We start from the raw sequence: 23,714 nt of genomic DNA, 5'->3' as shown, positions 1-23,714 counted from the left end.
GTTAATTGTTGTTTTGTCTGGTCGTATAGCCACATTTTAGCATTATACACAGAGCAAAGAAGGGAGTCAAGGCTTACTTAAAGATTCCCTTTATATCTTCTTCTCTTATCCCAATCATAGGGTCGATTTTCAGGAAATTTTTTTCGGTCAGAATATAGTTTTCCACAGCTTTTTCCACAATATCTACAGGACTGTGGGCAAGTTCTGGAGGGGACTGAAGGTCGCCAAAACGCTCTCTCAGATAGGTTTTGCGGGCGGTACCGGTGTTTTTGACGGCATAGTCAAAGGCTACTTTTTCCCCAAGTAAGATCAACTTGCTCTTGGCGCGGGTGATAGCAGTGTAGATGAGGTTGCGCTGCAGCATCCGGTGACTGCTCTTGGTGATGGGCAAGATGACCACGGGAAATTCACTGCCCTGAGACTTGTGGATGCTCATGGCGTAGGCTAGGCGGATCTTATACCATTCGCTGCGCGGGTAGATGATTTCATTGCCGTCAAAGTTGATGGTCAGCTCGTCCTGCTTGGAGTCGGTGTACTTAGCAGGCAGCAGATCGCTGATATAGCCTAAGTCACCGTTGAAGACATTGCTTTCAGCATCATTGACCAAGTGGATAACCCTATCTCCTTGGCGATACTGACAGTCGGGAGCTTCAAAGGTCAATTCATCTTTCTCTACAGGATTGATGAGATTTTGCATAAGATTGTTAATCTGGTCAATGCCGGCTGGCCCCCGATACATAGGAGCCAATACCTGAACATCTTGAGCTGGGATACCGCTGCGAATGGCTGCGCTAGCGATTTTCTCAATCATAGGCGGGATATGCTCATTTCTAGCTTCAAAATATGAGCGGTCCGCTTTTTTCTCTGTAAAATCTGCTGGTAAAATACCCTTCTGAATCTGGCTAGCCAGTGTAACGATTGTAGACTCTTCGCTCTGCCGATAGATGGTTTCCAGCTTGGTCTGTGGAATAGTCGGTATCTGCAGCAAATCTGCCAGAACCTGACCCGGACTGACAGAGGGCAGCTGGTCAGCATCTCCGACAATCAAGAGTTTGGTCTGAGAGGAGATATTGCTGAGGAGTTGATTAGCCAACCAAGTATCCACCATGGAAAATTCATCCACAATGATAAAATCAGCATCCAGATAATCATCCAAATGACTGGTATCATCATCTCCGGTCATCCCCAAATGCCGGTGGATAGTAGCGCTAGGAAGACCAGTCAATTCGTTCATGCGCCGAGCAGCACGTCCGGTGGGAGCTGCAAGCAGAATAGGTAATTCATTAACTTTTCGCAGATCCAAGCCGCGAAGCTGGGCGTAGACTGCGATGATGCAGTTGATAACGGTAGTTTTTCCAGTACCCGGTCCGCCGGTTAGGATAAAGACCTTCTGATTGATAGCCTGACAGATAGCTTCTTTTTGGATACTGTCATAGGAGATACCAGAGCTTTCTTCCACTTGCTGGATAGCCGCAGTAATGTTATCTGCGTCAAAGCAGTCTTGCTCTCCTTTTTCCAGCAGACGGAGCAGATTACTTTTTATTCCTTCTTCAGCAAAAAATAGGCTGTTTTCAAAAATCTTGGTCTCTATATTTTGGACTTTATCTTCCTCGATCAGATGAGCCAGCTCATCAGCGACTAGACTAGGGTCCAGCTCCACTTGGCGTGAGCTTTCTAAGAGCTCGATGGTATGCTCAAGTAAATCACGAGCTTCAACATAGGTATCTCCCCGCTTCATAGACTGGGTCAGCAAGGTGTGGACAAGGCCAGCCCGAAAACGCTCGGGGGCATCACTTTGGATACCCAGCTCTTCTGCCAAGTGGTCAGCGATTTTAAATCCAATCCCCTGAATATCCTCTACCAGCTGATAAGGATATTTTTCGACAATATCCAGCGTTTCTTCCTTGTAGGTATCCTGGATTTGAAAAGCCAGCTTATTGGGAATGCCGTAGGCTGCCAGCTTGGCTAGTACCATCTCCGTTCCGTAGTTGAGTCTGAGCTTGGCAACGAAGGCCTCGCGGTTCTTAGCTGCTAAGCCGTTTATCTGGGTCAGCTTTTCCGGCTCTGCTAAAATCTTGTCAATGGTGTCCTCGGTATCTTCTCCGTAGAGTTGGACGATTTTTTGAGCAGTCTTGACTCCGATGCCCTTGAAATGATCGCTGGAGAAGTATTTTACTAGGCCTTTGCTGCTGGGTTTGGCTCGCTCATAGCGGGAGATTTTCAGCTGCTGGCCATATTTGGGGTGCTGGACGAGACTGCCCCAGAAGGTGTAGTCTTCGCCTTCCATGACATCTGCCATGGAGCCGGTGACAATGATTTCAAAATCTTCAAAATCCTCGGCATCTGTATCCTCAATATCTAAGAGCAGGATGCGGAAAAAGTTGCTGGGATTTTCAAAAATAATGCGTTCAATCGTTCCTGAAAAATAAAATTCCATAGTTTATAGGTTCTTCTTTTAAAACGAACCCAGCTGAAGTTCAGCTGAGTTCGGTATGCTTAATAGGTCTTAAAAGGCAGCAGCGGCCAGAAGCGGAACTTGGCTTCGCCGTGGATTTGTTCTTTTTGGAAGGTGCCGACTTGGCGGCTATCCTTGGAAACAATTCGGTCGTCACCCAGAAGCAGGTATTCATCATCCAGAAGCTTGATGGTGAAGACAGGGCTGCCTTCACTATCAACAGTGAAAGCTTGAGCCTGAGCAGCGAGTTTTCTGAAAAACACACCATTGTCATCATAATCATCCCCAGTATAAGTGGATTGAAGCTTGTCTTCTTTGAATTTTTTGATGTAGTCCGTCAGGTAAGGCTCGTCTGTTTTTTTGCCGTTGATGTAAAGAGTATCATTTTCATACTGAATAGTATCACCCGGCATACCGATAACCCGCTTGACAATCTCCTTGGTCGTTCCATCTTTATCTGTTTCAGTGGCAACAACGATATCAAATCGGTCAATAGACTGATATTTAAGCACAAGCAGGTATTCCCCATTAGCCAGCGTAGGGTCCATAGAGTGGCCATCTACCTTTACAGGGGACCAGAGATAGAGCCGTGATAGGATAATGACAGAGATAAAGATGATAAAGAGTCCCCATTCTTTGAGAATGACAACGGCAGTATTTGATTTTTTCATAGGTTACCTTTCTAGAATTTTTTGAGCTTTTTCAGTATTTTTAAAGTGGAGTTTAGCAGAATGCTGCAGACCGGCCATTCCATAGGTTTGAAGAATCTGGCTGGCAACTTGGTCGCTCTTGCTTCCGGCTCCGCTAGGCAGGGTATAGCCTAACTCTTGACTGAGATTTTCTAGATTCTCCAGAAAGAGGTCGCGAGCGATAATAGAGCTGACTGCAACAGCTAGGAACTTTCCTTCAGCCTTTTCAATCAGACTTACCGGATTTGGAAAGTGATTTTTTTCCTGCTTTAGGTATTTATTGTAGTTTTGCTGGCTGGTAAAGGCATCGATGACGATTTTTTCGGGATTGATGCCTTTCTGCAGCAGTAGGTAGATAGCTTGATTGTGCAGAGCTACCTTGACAGAGACGGCATTGTAGCCAGAAGCGATGACTTCATTGTACTTCTCTGGCGATAAGAGCAGAGCTTGATGGGCAATCTTTTCTTTCAAGACCGTCGCCAGTTGGCGAATCTTTCTATCGTTCAAGGTTTTAGAATCACCAACGCCCAGTTTTCTCAGAAAGTCGTGCTGGTCTGGAGTAACGAAAGAAGCTACGACGGCTAGACCTCCAAAGTAGGAGCCGTTTCCGACCTCATCTGTCCCAATGAGGGCAAAATTCTGAGAAGCAGGACTAGAACTGGTCTTAGTCACTTGATGGCCAAAAAAGCCAGCGTAGTGAACAGCTTTTGCCCCTTGAAAGAGAACTTTTCCAGAGCTGAAGACACTGACCGTCGCCTGATCCAGCCGGAAGAAATATTGAATATGTGGGTTCTTGTTAGGAGCCAGCTGGCTCTGATATTTCTCAACAAAAGCCTGAATTTCTTGCTGTTTTGGACTGAGGGTGATAGTTTCCATACCCCCTATTGTACCATAAAAAGGAAAAGTCTAAAGTCATAAGATTGAAAATCCTACAAAAATTTTGCAGGAGTGTATCGCTATTTGCTATGTCAAAAATGATGAAAAAGAAAGTCCCAGTCTAGTTCCAAGTGTTTTAATAACTGACAAAGGGCTTCTTTTTTGATATAATACAATGAGGTGATTTTATGGCAAATTTGAATCGATATAAATTTACATTTGGAAACAAGACCTTAACTCTAACAACAGAACACGATAATCTCTTTATGGAAGAAGTGGAACGGGTAGCAAAGGAAAAATACAAGGCTATCAAAGAGCAGATGCCTGCGGCAGATGATGAAGTCCTGGCGATTTTGCTGGCGGTCAATAGCCTGTCTACCCAGCTCAGCCGCGAGATTGAGTTTGACGACAAGGAAAAAGAACTAGAAGACTTTCGTCACAAAATGCTCAGTGATTTGAGAGAAAAGTCGGGTAAATAGAGGAGAAATAATGTTTTCTATTATTATTTTACTAATATTGGCCTGGAGCTTTTATATTGGCTACTCGCGTGGTATTGTTCTGCAGGGCTATTATGCTGCTGCAACCATGGTTTCTATGCTGGTGGCTGGAGCTTTTTATAAGAGCTTGGCTAAGTTTATCAGCCTTTGGGTGCCTTATGCCAGTGCGACTCAGGGCTCTTCGACCTATTTTTTCCCTAGCTCCCAGCTCTTTCAGTTGGATCAGGTTTTTTATGCTGGTTTGGCCTATCTCATTATTTTTACGGCTGTCTACATCCTTGGGCGCTTTTTTGGGATTTTTGCGAATCTGATTCCCTACCCCAATAAGCTGGATACCAAATGGTACAATGTGACCAGCGGAGCCATCGCTGTTTGCATCTCTATTTTTGTTTTGGGAATGTGTCTGACTATTTTAGCGACGGTGCCGATGGAGATGGTTCAGGAGCGGCTCAACAGCAGCTTTATGATTCGCTTTATTGTCAAGTATACCCCTATCACATCCAATATCCTCAAAGATCTCTGGGTGAATCAAGTTATCGGATAAAAGACGACTCAGTTGGCCTGCTAGCTGGGTTCTTTTTTACTAGAAAAGAAAATTATGAACACAAAAATTTTAGAAACCTTAGAATTTAACAAGATTAAAGAACTTTTTGCTCCCTATCTTTTGACTGAACAGGGGCAGCTGGAGCTGGGTCTGCTTTTGCCTACCAGCAAGAAGGAGACGGTGGCCTCAGCTTTTCTGGAAATGACAGATATGCAGCAGATTTTTGTGCAGCATCCCCACTTTAGTCTGGCTGCGACTCAGGATATCACTGCCTTGACCAAGCGTTTGGAGCTGGAAAGCGACTTGAATATTGAGGAGTTTTTGGCTCTCAAGCGCGTCTTGGCTGTGACTCAGGAGCTCAAGTCTTTTTATGATGACTTGGAAAATGTGCACTTGGAAAAGCTGGATCGTCTGTTTGAGAACCTAGTTATTTTCCCTAAGCTGCAAGGAAGTCTGCAGGCTGTGAATGATGGCGGCTTTATCGAAAGCTTTGCCAGCGAAAGTTTGAGCCGCATCCGTCGGAAAATTCAAGAAAATGAAAACCAGGTGCGGGAAATTCTGCAAGAGATTCTCAAAAACAAGGGAGAGATGCTGGCGGATCAGGTAGTAGCCAGCCGGAATGGCCGCAATGTGCTGCCCGTGAAAAATACCTACCGCAACCGCATTTCTGGTGTGGTTCACGATATTTCTGCCAGCGGCAATACCGTCTATATCGAGCCTAGAGCAGTTGTCAATCTCAACGAAGAAATTGCCAGCAGTCGGGCGGACGAGCGTTATGAAATTCAGCGGATTTTGCAGGAATTATCAGACCTCTTCCGTCCCCATGCAGCTGAAATTGCCAACAATGCTTGGATTATCGGACATCTGGATCTGGTGCGTGCTAAGGTCCGCTTCATGCAGGAGACGGGAGCGGTGGTGCCAGACCTGTCGGAGGAGCAGGATATCCAACTGCTCAGTGTCCGCCATCCCCTGATTGAAAATGCAGTGGCTAATGATTTGCATTTCGGGCCAGACTTGACAGAGATTGTCATTACTGGGCCTAATACGGGTGGTAAGACCATCATGATGAAGACCTTGGGCTTAGCTCAGATCATGGCTCAGTCAGGTCTGCCGATTCTGGCGGACAAGGGGAGCCGCGTCGGGATTTTCAGTCAGATTTTTGCAGACATTGGTGATGAGCAGTCCATTGAGCAGAGCCTGTCGACTTTCTCTAGCCACATGACCAATATCGTCTCTATTTTAGAGCAGGTTGATAGCGAGAGCTTGGTTCTTCTGGATGAGCTGGGAGCTGGGACTGACCCGCAGGAGGGTGCAGCTCTGGCGATTGCTATCTTGGAAGATTTGCGGCTAAGGCAGATTAAAACTATGGCGACAACCCACTATCCTGAGCTCAAAGCCTATGGGATTGAGACGGACTGGGTAGAGAATGCCAGCATGGAATTTGATACAGATAGTTTGCGGCCGACCTATCGCTTTATGCAGGGAGTACCTGGCCGCTCCAATGCCTTTGAAATCGCTCGGCGTTTGGGCTTGTCGGAAGTTATCGTTGGCCATGCCCAAGAGCAGACTGACACGGACAGTGATGTCAATCGAATCATTGAGCGCCTGGAGGAGCAGACGCTGGAAAGTCGCAAGCGTTTAGATAATATCAGTGAGGTGGAGCAGGAAAATCTCAAATTTAACCGAGCCCTCAAAAAACTTTACAATGAATTTAACCGAGAAAAGGAAACCGAGCTCAATAAGGCGCGATTGGAAGCTCAGGAAATCGTTGATTTGGCTTTGTCAGAGAGTGAGAGCATTCTCAAAAATCTCCATGATAAGTCCAGTCTCAAACCGCATGAGATTATTGAAGCCAAGGCTCAGCTTAAAAAGTTGGCACCAGAAACGGTTGATTTATCGAAGAATAAGGTGCTCAAGCAGGCCAAGAAAAATCGGGCACCCAAGGTGGGAGATGATATCCTAGTCACCAGCTATGGTCAGCGGGGAACCTTGGTCAAGCAGCTCAAGGACGGCCGCTGGGAAGCTCAGGTCGGTCTTATCAAGATGACTCTAGAAGAGCAGGAGTTTAACTTACTCAAGGCTGAAAAAGAGCAGCAGCCTAAGCGCAAGCAGGTCAATGTGGTCAAGCGGGCCAATACTGCTGGACCGAAAGCTAGACTGGATCTGCGAGGTAAACGCTACGAAGAGGCCATGGAAGATTTGGATGCCTTTATCGATCAGGCTCTCCTCAATAATATGGCTCAGGTGGATATTATTCACGGTATCGGGACCGGCGTCATCCGTGAAGGAGTGACAAAATACCTCCGCCGCAACAAGCACGTCAAGTCCTTCGGCTATGCTCCGCAAAATGCTGGGGGGAGCGGCGCAACGATTGTAATCTTTAAGTAAGAGGACGGAAATGAAAATACAAACCTATGACTCGACTTATGAGAAAAGTTGGGTTTATACAAAAGCTTTGAGTTATCTCTTTTCGCCTTTCTTTGATGATATGAGCCGTCGCAAGGATGAGTTTACTGAAGAGCCTTACCAAGATTCAGTTGAACTTATAGCAGTGGAAGATGATCAGGTTGTGGGGCTTCTAGATATTGGGATTTACACCGAAGAAGCAAGTCATTCTTATCCATATTATCCAGGAAAAAAGATAGCTTACTTCGCTAATCTGGCTGTCCATCCTGATTTTCAGAATCAAGGGATAGCCAGTCAACTCTTTCAAACTGCTTGGGAGCGGCTGCATGAAAAGAAAGTTGAGGCCTTGATCATCTTTACCAGAGACGGAGAACAAGCAAATCATCTCTATCAGAAGTGGGGCGGCAAGCTGATTTGTCAAGATTATTTAGTTGTCGGGCGACCCAAAGGTCAAATACCGTTTTCTTTCAGCGTTGATACTAAGCAGCAGACAATCTGTCTGACAGATAAGTCAGGAAATTCCTTAGGCTATTATCAAAGAGAAGGACATTATATTGTCTCAAGGAAAGAAGATTTGGAGCATTTTGAGATTGATGAACTTTACAAAGAACATACCTATGTCTTGAAAATCGAATAGGGTATTGGAAGTTTCAGAGAGAGATAACAGCGGGTCCTTTTATGAGGGCCTGCTTTTTGCTATAATGTAAGCAGCATAAAGAGTATCGGAGGGAAAATAATGAGATTAAAACATGCATCAGATTCCTGCACGACTATTTTGGTGGGGAAGAAGGCCAGTTACGACGGTTCAACCATTGTGGCTCGTACGGAGGATTCACAAAATGGGGTCTTTACACCCAAGAAATTTATCGTAGTGGAGCCACAAGACCAGCCCCGTCATTATCAGTCAGTTTTGACATCCTTTGAGATGGAGTTGCCGGACAATCCAGTCCGCTATACGGCAGTGCCAGATGCAGTTCCCAAAGATGGGATTTGGGGAGCTGCTGGAATTAACAGCTACAATGTTGCTGTCAGCGCAACGGAAACGATTACGACCAACAGCCGCGTACTGGGGGCTGACCCTTTGGTAGAGTCAGGTATCAGCGAGGAAGATATCCTTACGCTGGTCTTGCCCTATATCAAAACAGCTCGAGAAGGGGTTCTACGCTTAGGGAAAATCCTAGAGGAGTACGGTACTTATGAATCCAATGGGATTGCTATTTCGGATGTCAACGAAATCTGGTGGCTGGAAACCATTGGCGGTCACCATTGGATGGCGCGACGCGTACCGGATGATGCCTATGTGACCAATCCAAATCAGCTGGGCAGTGATTATTTTGAATTTGACAATCCTGAGCATTTCCTCTGTCATCCAAATCTTAAAAACTTTATCGAGGAAAACCATCTCAATCTGAATTTATCAGATGAGGGCTTCAATCCGCGTTATGCTTTTGGCAGTCAGAAGGATAAGGACCGCCATTACAATACACCGCGTGCTTGGGATATCCAGCGTTTTCTCAATCCAAAAGTGGAGCAAGATCCAAGGAGCTTCTTCATCCCATGGTGCCGCAAGCCATACCGCAAGATTACGATCGAAGATGTCAAGTATGTCCTGAGCAGTCACTATCAGGATTCACCTTATGATCCTTACGGAGCAGAGGGGGACCACCACAGCAGACGGGCCTTTCGGACTATTGGGATCAATCGGACCAGTCAGACAGCCATCTTGCAGCTGCGTCCTAATCAACCGCAGGAAACGACTGGTATCCAATGGCTATCCTACGGCTCCATGCCTTACAATACAGCCGTTCCTTTCTTTACTCAAGTCTCGACAACGCCAGACTACTTTGCCAATACGACGGACAAGGTTTCTACGGATTCTTTCTACTGGGCCAATCGCTTGATTGCTGGGCTGGCTGATGCTCATTTTAGCAGTCATGTCGGAGACTTGGATGATTATCAGGAAAAGTCCATGGCTTGGGGCCATGAAATGATTGGTCGGGTAGATAGAGCTCTGGCCAAAGGCGAGGCTGTGGACTTTGAAGCTGAAAATCAAGCCATGAGCGACAAGGTGCAAGAAGCGACAGACCAGCTCTTGGAGAAAGTACTCTTGGATGCCAGCAATCTCATGACCAACCATTTCTCACTGAGTGACTAAGGTCCTATCCGTAGCAAATATTTTTCTTTCTCTTGCTTTTGGTGTAAAATGTTATCAAAAGTAAGCTATTCAAAGGAGAAGATTTATGGTAGCAGCAGTTACAGATGCAACATTCGCAGAAGAAACAAAAGACGGACTGGTTCTGATTGACTTTTGGGCAACTTGGTGCGGACCATGCCGTATGCAGGCGCCTATTTTGGAGCAGTTGGCAGGAGAAGTTCATGAGGACGAACTGAAAATCCTTAAAATGGATGTGGATGAAAATCCAAATACTGCCCGTGAATTTGGTATTATGTCCATTCCGACCCTTCTGTTCAAGAAAGACGGTCAAGTCGTTAAGCAAGTCGCAGGTGTTCACACCAAAGACCAGCTCAAGGCTATTATTGCCGAATTAAGCTAAGTAAGAAGCCTCTGGGCTTCTTTTTTGCATCAAAAAACGTTTACATACTCAAAAATTTTCACAAAATATTGACAAAAGGCGAATGTTCTTTTAGAATAATAGAAAATTAATAATCAACACCGAACGAAGTTTTTCAGAAAGAGGCGGGGGCCTCTGACTGTGAAATGGACGGAACTCTGGAGAGACCATGAATGGCACCGAAGGGGCAAGGCGGTTTAGAACCGCTCAAACTCTCAGGTAAAAGGACAGAGCGAAGAGGCAGGGATTTCCCTACTCCAGCACATCCAGAGTACATGTTTTGCATGTGCTCTTTCTTTTTTTCGGTGTGAAAAGGAGCTTATATCATGTTGGAAATATTGAATCGTCTAGATTCTTTTGTTTGGGGTCCGCCCCTGCTCATTTTGCTGGTTGGTACCGGTATCTATCTCAGTTTACGTCTAGGTTTGCTGCAGATTTTTCGTCTTCCGCGTGCCTTTCGGCTAATCTTTGTATCAGACGAGGAGCATCAGGGCGATGTCTCTAGCTTTGCGGCTCTCTGTACAGCTCTAGCTGCGACTGTGGGAACGGGAAATATCATCGGAGTGGCAACTGCCATTAAAACCGGTGGACCAGGCGCCCTCTTCTGGATGTGGGTGGCTGCTTTCTTTGGAATGGCGACGAAGTATGCCGAGGGCCTCTTAGCTATCAAGTACCGCCGCAAGGATGCTCATGGTGCTATGGCGGGCGGTCCCATGCACTATATCTTACTAGGGATGGGCGATAAGTGGCGCCCGCTGGCTATCTTTTTTGCGATAGCTGGTATCTTGGTGGCTCTCTTGGGGATTGGGACCTTTACGCAGGTCAATTCCATCACAGAGGCCATGCAGAATACCATTCAGCTGCCTCCAGCTGTGACAGCTTCTATCTTGGCTATTTTGGTGGCTCTGGTTATTTTCAGCGGCATCCAGTCTATTGCCCGAGTATCGACCAAGGTTGTGCCCTTTATGGCAGCGATTTATATTTTGGGAACTGTGACTGTCTTAGCGGTTAATCTCTATCGTCTGCTGCCGACTCTCCAGCTGGTCTTTAGCTCAGCATTTAGCCAGACGGCTGCTGTCGGTGGCTTTGCCGGTGCGACCATCCAGATGGCAATTCAAAATGGGGTCGCGCGTGGAGTTTTCTCCAATGAATCTGGTTTGGGATCGGCGCCCATTGCAGCGGCGGCAGCTCGGACCAAGGAACCGGTAGAACAGGGCTTGATTTCTATGACTGGAACCTTTATCGACACCCTGATTATCTGTAGCCTGACAGGATTGACGATTTTAATCACAGGAGTCTGGGATGGCAATCTCAATGGTGTGTCTCTTACCCAAGCAGCCTTTGCGAGTGTTTTTGCTAATTTTGGTCCGGTCCTGCTTTCAGTCTTTCTAGTTCTGTTTGCCTTTACGACTATCTTGGGCTGGAACTACTATGGTGAGCGCTGTTTTGAATTTCTCTTTGGGGTGCGCTATATCCGCGTTTATCGCCTGCTATTTGTTCTTATGATTGTTCTCGGTGGCTTTGTGGGTCTAGAGGCGGTCTGGATTCTTGCAGATATTGTCAATGCTCTCATGGCCTTGCCAAACTTAATCGCTCTTCTGGTGCTTTCTCCTATTGTCATCAGTGAAACGAAGAAATATTTTGACAAGCGTCGAAAGAACTAACTTTCGCACATAAAAAACCTCTAGTTTTCCGTAATGATGGAAGTCTAGAGGTTTTTTGTCGAATTAATAGCGTTTTTCTTTTGGCCAGTTGCTCATCTCGGCCACAGCTGTAAAGAGAGCGTCAGTAGAAGAGTTGAGAGCTGTCTCGCAGGAGTCCTGAATGACACCGATAACGAAGCCGACGCTGACTACCTGCATGGCCAAATCATTGGAAATACCAAAGAGGCTGCAGGCGACTGGAATGAGCAGAAGAGAACCGCCAGCTACACCGGAAGCCCCGCAGGCAGAAATTGCCGCTACGATACTGAGAACTAGAGCCGTGCCAAAATCAACTCTGATGCCCAGCGTATTGACAGCAGCCAAGGTCAGGGTATTGATAGTAATAGCAGCCCCTGCCATATTGATAGTGGCCCCCAGAGGAATAGAGACTGAGTAGGTCTCTGGGTTGAGCCCCAGATCCCGACAGAGTTTCATATTGACGGGGATGTTTGCCGCTGAGCTGCGCGTGAAAAAGGCAGTCACACCACTGACTCGCAAACAGCGCCAGACCAAGGGATAAGGATTTTTCCGCAGCATGATGAAGCTAATCAAAGGATTGATAATCAGAGCGACAATCAGCATGCTGGCTATCAAGACCAGCAGTAGGATACCATAGCTTTTTAGAGCTTGGAAGCCTTTCCCGGAAATGGTCGTGTAGACCAGGCCTAAAATGCCGAGAGGGGCTAGATTGATAATCCACTCGACAATCTTAGAAGTGATATCTGCCAAGGTCTGCAGCAGTTCCTTGCTGTGGTGGCTAGCTTCTCGCATGGCAATTCCAAAGATGACAGCCCAGGACAGTATACCAATGTAGTTAGCGGTGATGAGGGCGTTGACGGGATTGTCCACCAGCTGAAGCAGAAGATTGCTGAGGACTTGTCCGATTCCGTCTGGCGGAGAAACCTTTTGGGAGGACGAAGCCAACTCTATACTAATGGGAAAGAAAAAGTTGACCAGAACCGCTACCAAGGCCGCCGCAAAGGTTCCCAGAAGATAGAGCAAGATGACTGTCTTCATATTGCTCTTTTGCCCTTTCTGCTGTTGAGACAGGGCGTTTGCCACCAGAGCGAAGACTAGGAGCGGAGCGATGGCCTTGAGGCCGCCAACGAAGATTTGGCTCAGAAGTCCAATGGCCTGTGCTTGGGGGAAGATGACAGCCAGCAGGACACCAATGCCAATACCAATGGAAATCCGCTTGATTAGATTGGTTTTATTCCAAATAGTGATGAAGCGATGGACCATGTAAGTTCCTTTCTTGTCTTAGATACTTATTTTATTATACGATAGAAAGGGAGTGAAAGCAATGCTAGGTCATGCTAACCATTCTATGTCCATGCAGATTGGTCTTTGTGGTATAATGGTAGTAATCTTTTTGGAGGTAGCCTATGTCTAAGACCGGAAATGTCTTTTCCCGTTATATCCAGCAGTTTGACTGGAGCAAGATTGCAGATGACCTTTTTTCCAAGCTGGTCTCTTTACTTCTGCTTTTTATCTTATTTTACATCGTTAAGAAAATCCTGCATTTGTCAGTGACCAAGATCATTGCTCCCTCTCTCAAGCTATCCAAGCAGGATGTAGCCAGACAGAAAACCATTACTCGGCTGATTGAGAATCTGCTTAATTATGTCTTGTATTTCCTCTTGATTTACTGGGTTTTATCTATCTTGGGACTGCCAGTTTCCAGCCTTTTGGCTGGTGCAGGGATTGCCGGCGTGGCTATCGGGATGGGTGCTCAGGGCTTCTTATCGGATCTAGTCAATGGTTTCTTTATTCTTCTCGAGCGCCAGTTAGATGTTGGTGACAATGTACGCCTGACTAACGGCCCTATCAACATCGCTGGAACAGTAATCAGTGTCGGGATTCGGACGACGCAGGTACGGGACGCGGACGGAACGCTTCATTTTGTGCCAAACCGCAATATCATGGTCGTCAGCAATCTTTCCCGTGGAGATATGCGGGTTCTGATTGACATTCCGCTTTATGCCCAGACGGATTTGGACGAGATTTACCGCATCATTTCCAAGGTCAATGAAGAAGCTGTTCCAGAACATCCAGAGATTCTTAAAGAGCCGAATATCTTGGGGCCGCAGATGGCTTCAAATGGGCAGTTCAACTTCCGTATTAGCATGATAGTGCAGGGAGGCATGCAGATTTCTATTTACCATATCTTCTACCGTCTTTACCATGAGGCGCTTTTGCGAGAAGGGATTGAGCTTCCGACGCTTGGACCTCTTTCAAAAGGCAAGTAATTATTGATTAGAAAGGTCCATATGAATCAGCGAATTCAGCAGGAGATTGTCAGTGAGGACAATCTTGTTTACCGTTTAAAACGTCCTCTCCACAAGCAGGGGCTCTTTTGGGCGGCTCTGGTGTCTGGTATTATCATCTTTCTTCTGGCCTTGCTCAGCATTCTCCTCGTCATCACTACGATTGGCCTTATGGAGGAAAATGACCATCTCAAATCTCTCACAGGCTACCATAACTCGCCTTTAGAGTCCTATAACAGCCATGCTTTTGAAAAAACAGTTGAATTTTCCAGTGGACTTAAGGTGACAGTTCATTCGGCAGTGGAAGACAGCAAGAAAGTCATGAGCGATGAGTCGACAGGTGTAGCTGTCGTTGCGACAATCACGGTTGAAAATACTTCTAAAAAGCCCATTCTGGTTAGTCCTTATGACTTTGGACTCTATGACAAGAAGGAGAATGTCTACATTTTGGATGGTTCAACTTTTGACAATACACAAATCGGCACCAATCTGGCGCCGGGCAAGTCTATCCGCTTTGATTTAGTATTTGACGGGGAAGGCGGCGATGAGGATACCTATACTGTGACCTACGAAAATGCTAAGTGGCAAAAGGAGAAAAACAAGACAAAGCAAGAGAAAAAGAAGGAGCAATAGGGAAAATTATCCTATTACCCTAATGCCTTTGCTACTTTCCGTACTAGATTTGAAAATGGAGGCAGCAAATTGAATAGATAAAAGAAGATTTGAGGCGAAAGTTTCAAATCTTTTTCTTGACTCTGACCTTAGAGGAGGGTGTATACTGGTGAAAATTAGAAAAGGAGATTACCATTCAAGTCAATATCATTCGTTCTGATAAAGTTTATCAAGAGATGCTCGAGCTACCTTTAGAAAAGAGAGAAGGCTGTTTTCGAGCTAAGATTTTAGCACCTTTTGCAACAAAATATCAAACTCAACACATTCCTCTGAAAGCGAAGTATCCCGGAGGATTTGATGCTCTTTTCCTGCTTGGCTTTATGAATCAGCTACCCGGCACTCTGTCAGAAAAGGATAGACCGGCTATCGATGCTCTGAGTTCTGATCAGCTCTGGCAAAATTGTCAAGATACCATCAAGAGGAGTATCGGTCTTTTTGAGCAGGCTGGCTATGATTTAGAGGTTGAGGATTACTATTTTACTATTTTGTTAGGCAATCCAGAAAAGCCCATGCTACAGCTCAATAAGGGTTACAGCGGAGATGGAGGAATTCCAGGCTACCTCATGCTTAGTCTGCTGCCAAATGACTATACTTTACCACGTGTACAGGCAGCTCTGGCCCACGAGTGCAACCATAATGTCCGCTTCCAATTTATCAAATGGAACCAGCAGACGACACTAGCAGACTGGGTAGTTAGTGAAGGATTGGCAGAGTCTTTTGCTGCTGAGCTCTATGGCAAAGATCTCATTGGGCCTTGGGTTACTTCAACCAGTCCAGAGCAGTTAGAAGAGATTAAGCCTATCATCTCCAGTCAGCTTCAGCTAACGGGGATGGCGGAAATGGCTCCTTATCTCTACGGTGATGAAATCGCTGAGATTCAAGGTCAAATACCAGTCGGTATGCCTTATGCTGCGGGCTATGCTTATGGCTATCATCTGATACAAGCCTATCTAAAAAAGACGGGTAAGAATATTATTGAAGCGACAGTGACGCCTACAGAAGAGATTTTAGAAGCAACTAAAGACTTTTGGAAATGACACATTTTTGCTTGAAAATCTACCAGAACCTGATATAATGTAGGTGATTTCTGGAGGTATCAGTATGCATTATAAAAGAGTTGAATTGAAAGTCACAAATCAAGGTATCCATGAGCGCAAGATTTTTCAAGGTGTTAAAATTTTCAGCCGCAGTAAGCTGTCCAAAGATCAGAAAAGCATTCTGACGCAGAAGCTTTACCTGACTCCGAAGCAAAACATTGTTTACTATCAACGGACAGATGTCAACTATGACCAGAACTGGCATCATAAGAAGAATTATTATGAACTAGCTTATGGCCAGTTGGACAGAGAGACTGTTTTTAAGGTTTGCCAAGATTTTGACGAACTAAGTTCTTTCCTGGAGAATGAACTGTTAGAGAAGCTAAAAGAAAAGCAGGCAGCAGGAAAATTTTTTGAAAAATTAGATATATAAAAATCCGACTGCTTTTATAAGCAGTCGGATTTCTTAGAATTTTAGTTTGATAGTGCTTATACCACACCCACACCTTGGGCAATCATAGCTTTGGCTACGTTTTCGAAGGCAGCGATATTAGCACCAGCCAGGTAGTCTTTGCCAAGTCAGTCAGCTTCTGCAGTAGTTTTAGCTGTGTTGAGGATGTTGGTCATGATGTTCTTGAGACAGCCAGAGTATACTGACATCTATTCATCTGATAAGAGGGATTTTATCATCCAGATATTCATAGCTGGGTGTCCGGCAGCGTTAGAAAGTGGTTGTTGCAGTGATGTAAAACCATAGTGCTGATAGATGGCCACGGCCGTAGCCAGTTCAGTAGTGGTTTCTAGATAAAGCTGTTCATAACCTGCTAGGCGGGCTTCTTGGAAAATCTGCTTTATCAGCCGACTGGAATAACCTTTGCCACGACAGTTTTTAGTGACATACAGTTTTTGTAATTCAGCAATCTTATCAGACACAGGTGCAAAGCCACCACAGCCAACGAGATGGCCTTCATCTTCCAGAATAAAGTAAGCCGCCCTCTCTTGATGTTGATAATAGTCGGCCAAATGATCTAGATGAGAATCAAAGTAGACAGTTCCTGGTTTATCAAGCCCGAATTCTTCTAGGCTGGCTCGAATGAGCTGCGCTACAGCTGGATTGTCTCTCACTTCCATTGGCCGCAAGTTCATGATTTGTCCTCCGATAGGATGTATCGATTAGTTAAACAATACCTTGCGCAATCATAGCATTGGCTACGTTTTCGAAGGCAGCAATGTTAGCACCAGCCAGATAGTCTTTGCCAAGTCCGTAAGTTTCAGCGGTAGTCTTAGCTGTGTTGAAGATATTTGTCATAATGTCTTTGAGGCGGCCGTCAACTTCTTCGCGAGTCCATGACAGACGAAGGCTGTTTTGGCTCATTTCCAGAGCAGATACAGCTACACCACCAGCATTGGCAGCTTTAGCAGGTCCGTAGAAGATACCATTCTCTTTGTAGACTGCGATAGCATCCAGGTCACTTGGCATGTTGGCACCTTCAGATACACAGATAACGCCTTGAGCAACCAAACGTTTAGCTGCGTCACCATTGATTTCATTTTGTGTCGCACATGGCAGAGCGATGTCATAGTTCCCAGCGTAAGTCCAGACAGAACCTTCATGGTAAGTAGCAGTTGCTTTTTCAGCAGCATATTCTGTCAAGCGAGCGCGGCGTTTTTCTTTGACATCAACCAAAAGATCAAAGTCAATACCGTTTTCATCGATCACATAACCGTTTGAGTCAGATACAGAGATAACAGTTGCTCCCAGCTCAGTTGCTTTTTGAAGAGCGTATTGGGCTACGTTACCAGAACCGGAAATTACCACCTTCTTGCCAGCAAAGCTTTGGCCGTTAGCCTTGAGCATTTCTTCTGTGTAGTAAACCAAACCGTAGCCAGTTGCTTCTGGGCGAATCAAGCTACCACCAAATCCAAGGGGTTTACCAGTTAAGACACCAGCATCGAATTGGTTAAGGCGTTTGTATTGGCCATAGAGGTAGCCGATTTCACGTCCGCCGACACCGATATCACCAGCTGGAACGTCAAGAGATGGACCGATGTGTTTTTGCAATTCTGTCATAAAGCTTTGGCAGAAGCGCATCACTTCAGCATCAGTCTTACCTTTTGGATCAAAGTCAGATCCGCCTTTACCACCGCCGATTGGCAGGCCAGTCAAGACGTTTTTAAAGATTTGCTCAAATCCGAGGAATTTCAAGATCCCTTGGTTTACAGTTGGGTGGAAACGAAGTCCGCCTTTATAAGGGCCAACTGCTGAGTTGAATTGTACGCGGTAACCGCGGTTGACTTGTACGTTACCTTCGCGGTCTACCCAGGGAACGCGGAAGCTGATTACACGCTCAGGCTCAGTAATACGCGCTAGGATGTTTTCTTCGATGTATTCTGGATGTTTTTCAAAAACAGGCTCCAGAGTATTGAGAAACTCTTCAACAGCTTGGAGGAATTCTGCCTCGTGTCCGTTGCGGGCTTTTACGGTCTCGAAAGTGCTTTGGATATATTCTTTAGCAGTTGTCATCTGTCATTCTCCTTTAAATAAAATAGTAAACCATCCTGTCAAAAGCTGCTTGCAGCTTGTGTGACGAGGATGTGTTTAAATTTTTAAAACAGACATCTTTTAGATGTCATATTTTATTACATGGAACATTATAGCAGACTTTTTTTCTCTTGTAAAGAAAAAAGTTGAATTTTCTAAAAATTTCCACAATTTGTTTTCTGAAATATTCCAGAAAATAGCTGAGCGAACTGGATGTTTTCCGAACGTTAGTCAGGAATTGCCGGTTTAAAAAATGAAAAAGTGGAGTTTGGTGATATAATAGAGGAAATGAGCTAAAGGCACTCGCCTTCAGAAGAAAAAGGAGCGTTTTACTATGGTTTCGACATCTACACAGATTGCTGGTTTTGCATTTGACAACTGCCTGATGAATGCAGCTGGGGTTGCCTGCATGACAAAAGAGGAACTGGCGGAAGTCAAAGGTTCTGCTGCGGGAACGTTTGTGACTAAGACGGCGACACTGGAATTTCGTCAGGGGAATCCAGAGCCTCGCTATCAGGATGTCCCACTGGGCTCTATCAACTCCATGGGCCTGCCTAATAATGGTTTAGATTATTATCTTGACTACTTGCTGGAGCTGCAAGAAAGCGAACCAAATCGCACTTTCTTCCTCTCTTTGGTCGGTATGTCGCCAGAAGAAACCCATACCATTCTTAAGAAAGTGCAGGTAAGTGACTTTAAAGGTATTACTGAGCTCAATCTTTCCTGTCCCAATGTCCCTGGCAAACCGCAGATTGCCTATGACTTTGAAACGACGGAAAAAATCTTGTCAGAAGTTTTTGCTTATTTCACCAAGCCCCTAGGCATCAAACTGCCTCCTTATTTTGACATCGTGCATTTTGACCAGGCCGCTGCGATTTTTAACAAATATCCGATCAAGTTTGTCAATTGTGTAAACTCTATCGGAAATGGCCTTTATATAGAAGATGAGTCAGTGGTTATTCGTCCGAAAAATGGTTTTGGAGGTATCGGAGGTCAGTACATCAAGCCGACAGCTTTGGCCAATGTCCATGCTTTTTACCAACGCCTTAAACCAGAAATCCAAATCATTGGAACTGGTGGTGTCCTGACGGGGCGCGATGCCTTTGAGCATATCCTCTGTGGTGCCAGTATGGTGCAAGTAGGAACAACTCTTCATAAAGAAGGAGTGGCAGCCTTCGAGCGCATTACCACAGAACTCAAGACTATTATGGAAGAAAAAGGCTATGAAAGCTTAGAAGATTTTCGAGGAAAATTGAAGTATATTGAGGAGTAATCTTCTATACAAGAGTTGTAGTGATTTGAAATGAAGAACATGGCTGGGTTGATTGTCATTAAGACCCAGCTTTTCATATCAATTTGAAGAAAGTTCCAATCAAATTGCTATAATTTCAACTTCTTTTATGAGAAAATAGACGCAAAGAAATGAGGTGTTTTTATGGCAGAAATTTATTTAGCAGGCGGATGCTTCTGGGGCTTGGAAGAGTACTTTTCTCGCATTGAGGGTGTGGCGGAAACGACAGTGGGCTACGCCAATGGGCAGGTGGAATCAACTAACTACCAGCTGATTCATCAGACGGATCATGCAGAGACAGTTCATCTAGTCTATGACGAAAAGCGGGTCAGCCTACGGGAAATCCTGCTCTATTTTTTCCGAGTCATTGATCCTCTGTCGGTCAATAAGCAGGGAAATGATGTAGGACGTCAGTATCGGACGGGCGTTTACTATACCAATCAAGCCGATAAGGCGGTCATTGAGCAGGTCTTTGCTGAGCAGGAAAAGCAGTTGGGACAAAAGATTGCTGTTGAGCTAGAACCTTTGCGCCACTATGTCCTAGCTGAGGACTATCATCAGGATTATCTCAAGAAAAATCCTGGTGGCTACTGTCATATCAATGTCAATGATGCCTATCAGCCCTTGGTCGATCCAGGACAGTACGAGAAGCCTACGGATGTAGAACTAAAAGAGCAGTTGACGGAAGAGCAGTATCAGGTGACCCAGCATAGTGCGACAGAGCGTCCTTTCCATAACGCCTACAATGCCACTTTTGAAGAAGGGATTTATGTTGATGTGACGACTGGTGAGCCCCTCTTTTTTGCCGGAGATAAGTTTGAGTCTGGCTGCGGCTGGCCTAGCTTTAGCCGGCCCATTGCCAGAGAAGTTCTGAGACACTATGAAGACAAGAGCCATGGCATGGAGCGTATCGAAGTGCGCAGCCGTTCTGGAAACGCCCATCTTGGGCATGTCTTCACTGACGGTCCAGAAGCAGCAGGCGGCTTGCGCTACTGTATCAACTCAGCAGCTCTGCGATTTATTCCAAAAGAGAAAATGGAAGCAGAAGGATATGGTTATCTGCTTACCTTCATGCAGTAAAAGGGCGTAAAATCAACTCAAATGCTTCAATCGGTCATATAAATTTTTTATCACGGCGATAAATTATTTATATAAGCCAAGTTCTCTTTAACATGGTAAAATGAGAAGTAATCTTATAAAATAGAAGATTTAGAATTTTGTCCATTAAAGGAGAATAAATGATGAATTTGAAAAAAATCTTTTCAATCGGCTTAGTCGGCCTTGCAGCCTTGGGTTTGGCAGCTTGCGGAGGTTCTTCTAGTAAGGAGAGCAAATCAGCAGACGGACCTGTAACCATCAAGGTTGGGGTAATGAGCCTGAGTGATACAGAAGAAGCGCGCTGGAACAAGGTTCAAGAGATTCTTGACAAAGAAAATGCAGGCGTTAAATTAGAGTATACACAGTTTACCGACTACTCTCAGCCTAACCAAGCTCTGCTTGACGGTGATGTGGATATCAACGCTTTCCAACATTACAACTTCCTTGAAAACTGGAATAAAGAGAAGGGAGCAGACCTTGTGTCTGTTGCGGATACTTATATCGCACCTATTCGTCTCTACTCTGGTACAAAGGACGGCAAAAATAAATACACAGATGTGAAAGACATCCCAGAAAATGGTACGATTGCCGTTCCAAATGATGCGACAAATGAGAGTCGTGCTCTTTATCTTCTCGAATCAGCTGGTTTGATCAAGCTTGATGTTAAAGGTAAGGAACTTGCGACTGTTGCCAGCATCAAAGAAAACAAGAAGAATCTGACAATTTCTGAGTTGGATGCTTCTCAAACACCAGCTTCTCTGACTTCAGCAGATGCTGCAGTTGTCAATAATACTTTCGTCCGCGAAGCAGGTATTGACTACAAGAAGGCCCTCTTCAAAGAAGAAGCCAATGAAAACTCAAAACAATGGTATAACCTGATTGCAGCGAAACCAGATTGGAAGAAATCAGACAAGGCTGACGCAATTGAAAAAATTATCAAGGCTTACCACACTGATGAAGTGAAAAAAGTTATCGAAGAATCATCAGATGGCATGGATCAACCAGTTTGGTAATTTTTTACCGGCAGAAGGTCATTGTATTGAATAAATGAAATGATTAAGAAGGGCGGAGATTAGCTTCTCCAGCCCTTTGTCTGCTATTAGGGTCATTTAGTTTGAACAGTATCTAGCTTTGAGCTAGGTTGGTACAGATTGCAACTTATGATTTTACATTTCCCTAGTCGAGCTACAGACGGAAATCAAACTAAAAGGCTACAGAGGATACATCACATATTGGACAAATCAAGGAGTGAATCGGAAATTATGGGCAAAGAAATTATCAAATTGGATCACATTGATGTCGTTTTTAATCAAAAAAAGCAAAACATTAAGGCCGTAGAAGATGTGACCATTCATATTAATCAGGGAGATATTTATGGAATTGTAGGTTATTCTGGTGCCGGAAAATCTACTCTGGTTCGTGTCATTAACTTGCTGCAGGTGCCGTCTGCCGGTAAGATTACGGTGGATGATACGGTTTTCTATGATCATCATCAGGTTCAGCTTACTGCGGCTCAGCTACGTCAAAAGCGTAAGGATATCGGGATGATTTTCCAGCATTTTAACCTCATGGCTCAGATGACAGCCAAGGAAAATGTTGCTTTTGCGCTTAAGCATTCACCTTTATCAGCTGCTGAAAAAGAGAAGAAAGTTCACACTCTTTTGGACTTGGTAGGCTTAGCAGATCGGGCGGACAATTATCCTGCCCAGCTGTCTGGCGGTCAGAAGCAGCGGGTGGCCATTGCACGGGCCTTAGCCAATGATCCCAAAATCCTAATCTCGGACGAGTCCACATCCGCTCTGGATCCTAAGACCACCAAGCAGATTCTGGCTCTATTGCAGGATTTGAATCAAAAATTGGGTTTGACTATTGTCCTCATTACCCACGAAATGCAGATTGTCAAGGACATTGCCAACCGGGTAGCAGTCATGCAGAATGGTCGGCTGATTGAGGAAGGTTCAGTTCTGGATATTTTCTCTAATCCCAAGAATGAGCTGACCCAAGACTTCATTACGACTGCAACGGGTATCAACGAGGCCATGATCAAAATCAATCAGCAAAAGATTGTGCAAAACCTGCCGGAAAATTCCATTCTGGCCCACCTGAAATACTCAGGTGTGGTGACGGACACAGCCATTATAAACGATATTTACAAGCAGTATCACATATCTGCCAATATTCTTCACGCCAATATTGAGATTTTAGACCATGTACCAGTCGGAGAAATGGTCGTTATCTTATCTGGAGAGACCAAGCAACTGGCGGCGGTGCAGGAAAGTCTGCGCGAAGCAGGAGTAGAGCTGCATGTTTTGAAAGAAGGGAGTAACTAATGCTACAGCTGATTCAACAATTTATGCCCAATGTTTATAGAATGGGCTGGTCTGGGCAGGCTGGCTGGGGAACAGCTATTTACCTGACTCTGTATATGACTATCATTCCTTTCTTTATTGGAGGGATTCTAGGCTTTATCGCTGGTCTCTTGCTCGTCTTGACAGGGCCGAGAGGTATTTTGGAAAATAGACTTGTCTTTTTCGTCTTGGACAAGGTTACCTCAATCTTCCGAGCGATTCCTTTCATCATTCTCCTAGCCCTTATCAATCCCTTTACTCGGATTATTGTGGGAACTGGGATTGGACCGACTGCTGCCTTGGTGCCTCTTTCACTGGCTGTTTTTCCTTTCTTTGCCCGTCAGGTTCAGGTGGTCTTATCCGAACTGGATCGAGGAGTGATTGAAGCGGCGCAGGCTAGTGGAGCAACTTTCTGGGACATTGTCGGTGTTTACCTGCGGGAAGGTCTGCCGGACTTGATTCGAGTGACGACTGTTACGCTCATCTCTCTGGTTGGGGAGACCGCTATGGCAGGGGCGATTGGTGCTGGCGGACTGGGAAATGTTGCCCTGACTTATGGTTATCAGCGTTTCAACCATGATGTGACCATTCTTGCGACTATTCTTATTTTGCTGCTTATCTTCTTTATTCAGTTTGTTGGGGATTTCCTGACACGGAAGATTAGTCATAGATAATGATTGACAACTAGGGCCTCAGCTGGGGCTCTTTTTTATGCC

At 45.2% G+C, this 23,714-nt stretch carries 22 protein-coding genes, 1 pseudogene and 1 riboswitch; of the genes and pseudogenes, 16 read left to right on the top strand and 7 right to left on the bottom strand.

Features of this window, described 5'->3' with window-relative positions:
• Positions 1–73: 73 nt before the first annotated feature.
• Genes recD2 through rnhC form a run of 3 tightly spaced genes read right to left on the bottom strand, consistent with a single transcriptional unit; the run spans position 74 to position 4,020 of the window.
• Entirely contained in the window at positions 74–2,437 is a 2,364-nt protein-coding gene (gene recD2, locus DQM55_RS09940; RefSeq protein ID WP_111676545.1) for an SF1B family DNA helicase RecD2, read from the bottom strand.
• A 59-nt stretch (positions 2,438–2,496) separates the two neighbouring features.
• Positions 2,497–3,126: a signal peptidase I gene (lepB, locus tag DQM55_RS09935; protein ID WP_002923173.1), complete on the bottom strand. Its 630-nt coding sequence runs from the start codon at positions 3,124–3,126 to the stop codon at positions 2,497–2,499.
• Positions 3,127–3,129: 3 nt separating this feature from the next.
• A complete protein-coding gene (rnhC, locus tag DQM55_RS09930; RefSeq protein WP_111676543.1) occupies positions 3,130–4,020 on the bottom strand; it encodes a ribonuclease HIII in 891 nt (296 codons plus the stop codon).
• Positions 4,021–4,208: 188 nt separating this feature from the next.
• Between rnhC and DQM55_RS09925 the strand changes: the two genes are divergently transcribed.
• The 7 genes from DQM55_RS09925 (at position 4,209) to DQM55_RS09895 (ending at position 11,704) form a co-directional block, all read left to right on the top strand.
• On the top strand, positions 4,209–4,499 hold the full coding sequence (locus DQM55_RS09925) for a hypothetical protein (RefSeq protein ID WP_002896593.1): 291 nt from the start codon (positions 4,209–4,211) through the stop codon (positions 4,497–4,499).
• Between the two features lie 10 nt (positions 4,500–4,509).
• Positions 4,510–5,061 carry a CvpA family protein gene (locus tag DQM55_RS09920; RefSeq protein WP_002903748.1) on the top strand — a complete coding sequence of 184 codons (552 nt, stop codon included), beginning with the start codon at positions 4,510–4,512 and terminating at the stop codon, positions 5,059–5,061.
• Positions 5,062–5,115: 54 nt separating this feature from the next.
• Positions 5,116–7,449, top strand: coding sequence for an endonuclease MutS2 (locus DQM55_RS09915; RefSeq protein WP_111676541.1), 2,334 nt, complete (start codon positions 5,116–5,118; stop codon positions 7,447–7,449).
• A gap of 10 nt (positions 7,450–7,459) precedes the next feature.
• Entirely contained in the window at positions 7,460–8,104 is a 645-nt protein-coding gene (locus DQM55_RS09910; RefSeq protein ID WP_111676539.1) for a GNAT family N-acetyltransferase, read from the top strand.
• Between the two features lie 99 nt (positions 8,105–8,203).
• Positions 8,204–9,622 carry a C69 family dipeptidase gene (locus DQM55_RS09905; protein ID WP_111676537.1) on the top strand — a complete coding sequence of 473 codons (1,419 nt, stop codon included), beginning with the start codon at positions 8,204–8,206 and terminating at the stop codon, positions 9,620–9,622.
• Between the two features lie 85 nt (positions 9,623–9,707).
• Positions 9,708–10,022: a thioredoxin gene (gene trxA / locus DQM55_RS09900; protein ID WP_002898369.1), complete on the top strand. Its 315-nt coding sequence runs from the start codon at positions 9,708–9,710 to the stop codon at positions 10,020–10,022.
• A 166-nt stretch (positions 10,023–10,188) separates the two neighbouring features.
• Positions 10,189–10,281: riboswitch (glycine riboswitch) on the top strand.
• 85 nt (positions 10,282–10,366) lie between these two features.
• Positions 10,367–11,704 (top strand): alanine/glycine:cation symporter family protein, encoded by a 1,338-nt coding sequence (locus DQM55_RS09895; protein ID WP_111676535.1) that lies wholly within the window; start codon positions 10,367–10,369, stop codon positions 11,702–11,704.
• Positions 11,705–11,767: 63 nt separating this feature from the next.
• Here the strand turns inward: DQM55_RS09895 and sstT are convergent, their stop codons facing one another.
• Positions 11,768–12,985: a serine/threonine transporter SstT gene (sstT, locus tag DQM55_RS09890; RefSeq protein ID WP_111676534.1), complete on the bottom strand. Its 1,218-nt coding sequence runs from the start codon at positions 12,983–12,985 to the stop codon at positions 11,768–11,770.
• 143 nt (positions 12,986–13,128) lie between these two features.
• Here sstT and DQM55_RS09885 point away from each other — a divergent pair, with 143 nt between their 5' ends.
• From DQM55_RS09885 to DQM55_RS09870, 4 genes are all read left to right on the top strand, one after another.
• Complete coding sequence (locus DQM55_RS09885) at positions 13,129–13,992, top strand: mechanosensitive ion channel family protein (protein ID WP_111676531.1); 864 nt, start codon at positions 13,129–13,131, stop codon at positions 13,990–13,992.
• 21 nt (positions 13,993–14,013) lie between these two features.
• A complete protein-coding gene (locus DQM55_RS09880; RefSeq protein ID WP_111676529.1) occupies positions 14,014–14,643 on the top strand; it encodes a DUF4352 domain-containing protein in 630 nt (209 codons plus the stop codon).
• A 173-nt stretch (positions 14,644–14,816) separates the two neighbouring features.
• Positions 14,817–15,719, top strand: coding sequence for a DUF2268 domain-containing putative Zn-dependent protease (locus DQM55_RS09875; RefSeq protein ID WP_111676527.1), 903 nt, complete (start codon positions 14,817–14,819; stop codon positions 15,717–15,719).
• Between the two features lie 64 nt (positions 15,720–15,783).
• The gene (locus tag DQM55_RS09870) at positions 15,784–16,152 is read left to right on the top strand and encodes an EXLDI protein (protein ID WP_111676526.1); all 369 of its coding nucleotides are present in this window, start codon (positions 15,784–15,786) and stop codon (positions 16,150–16,152) included.
• Positions 16,153–16,208: 56 nt separating this feature from the next.
• Here the strand turns inward: DQM55_RS09870 and DQM55_RS09865 are convergent.
• From DQM55_RS09865 to gdhA, 3 genes and pseudogenes are all read right to left on the bottom strand, one after another.
• Positions 16,209–16,364 (bottom strand): annotated as a pseudogene (locus tag DQM55_RS09865) (NADP oxidoreductase); the annotation flags it as partial.
• A 15-nt stretch (positions 16,365–16,379) separates the two neighbouring features.
• Positions 16,380–16,865, bottom strand: a complete 486-nt coding sequence (locus DQM55_RS09860; protein ID WP_032912107.1) for a GNAT family N-acetyltransferase — start codon at positions 16,863–16,865, stop codon at positions 16,380–16,382.
• Positions 16,866–16,896: 31 nt separating this feature from the next.
• Entirely contained in the window at positions 16,897–18,243 is a 1,347-nt protein-coding gene (gene gdhA, locus DQM55_RS09855) for an NADP-specific glutamate dehydrogenase (RefSeq protein ID WP_002910669.1), read from the bottom strand.
• Positions 18,244–18,595: 352 nt separating this feature from the next.
• Between gdhA and DQM55_RS09850 the strand changes: the two genes are divergently transcribed.
• The 5 genes from DQM55_RS09850 to DQM55_RS09830 all read left to right on the top strand — a co-directional run bounded on the left by DQM55_RS09850 (position 18,596) and on the right by DQM55_RS09830 (position 23,672).
• Positions 18,596–19,534 (top strand): dihydroorotate oxidase, encoded by a 939-nt coding sequence (locus tag DQM55_RS09850; protein ID WP_111676524.1) that lies wholly within the window; start codon positions 18,596–18,598, stop codon positions 19,532–19,534.
• A gap of 162 nt (positions 19,535–19,696) precedes the next feature.
• Entirely contained in the window at positions 19,697–20,632 is a 936-nt protein-coding gene (gene msrB / locus DQM55_RS09845) for a peptide-methionine (R)-S-oxide reductase MsrB (RefSeq protein WP_111676522.1), read from the top strand.
• A 158-nt stretch (positions 20,633–20,790) separates the two neighbouring features.
• On the top strand, positions 20,791–21,663 hold the full coding sequence (locus DQM55_RS09840; RefSeq protein WP_111676520.1) for a MetQ/NlpA family ABC transporter substrate-binding protein: 873 nt from the start codon (positions 20,791–20,793) through the stop codon (positions 21,661–21,663).
• 249 nt (positions 21,664–21,912) lie between these two features.
• Complete coding sequence (locus tag DQM55_RS09835; RefSeq protein ID WP_061589388.1) at positions 21,913–22,980, top strand: methionine ABC transporter ATP-binding protein; 1,068 nt, start codon at positions 21,913–21,915, stop codon at positions 22,978–22,980.
• Positions 22,980–23,672: a methionine ABC transporter permease gene (locus tag DQM55_RS09830; RefSeq protein WP_002898357.1), complete on the top strand. Its 693-nt coding sequence runs from the start codon at positions 22,980–22,982 to the stop codon at positions 23,670–23,672. Before DQM55_RS09835 ends, DQM55_RS09830 begins: the two co-directional genes overlap by 1 nt.
• The last annotated feature ends 42 nt before the right edge of the window (positions 23,673–23,714 follow it).

Source organism: Streptococcus sanguinis, from assembly GCF_900475275.1.
Lineage (GTDB): Bacteria > Bacillota > Bacilli > Lactobacillales > Streptococcaceae > Streptococcus > Streptococcus sanguinis_N.
This window is presented reverse-complemented; position numbering and strand designations above follow the sequence as displayed.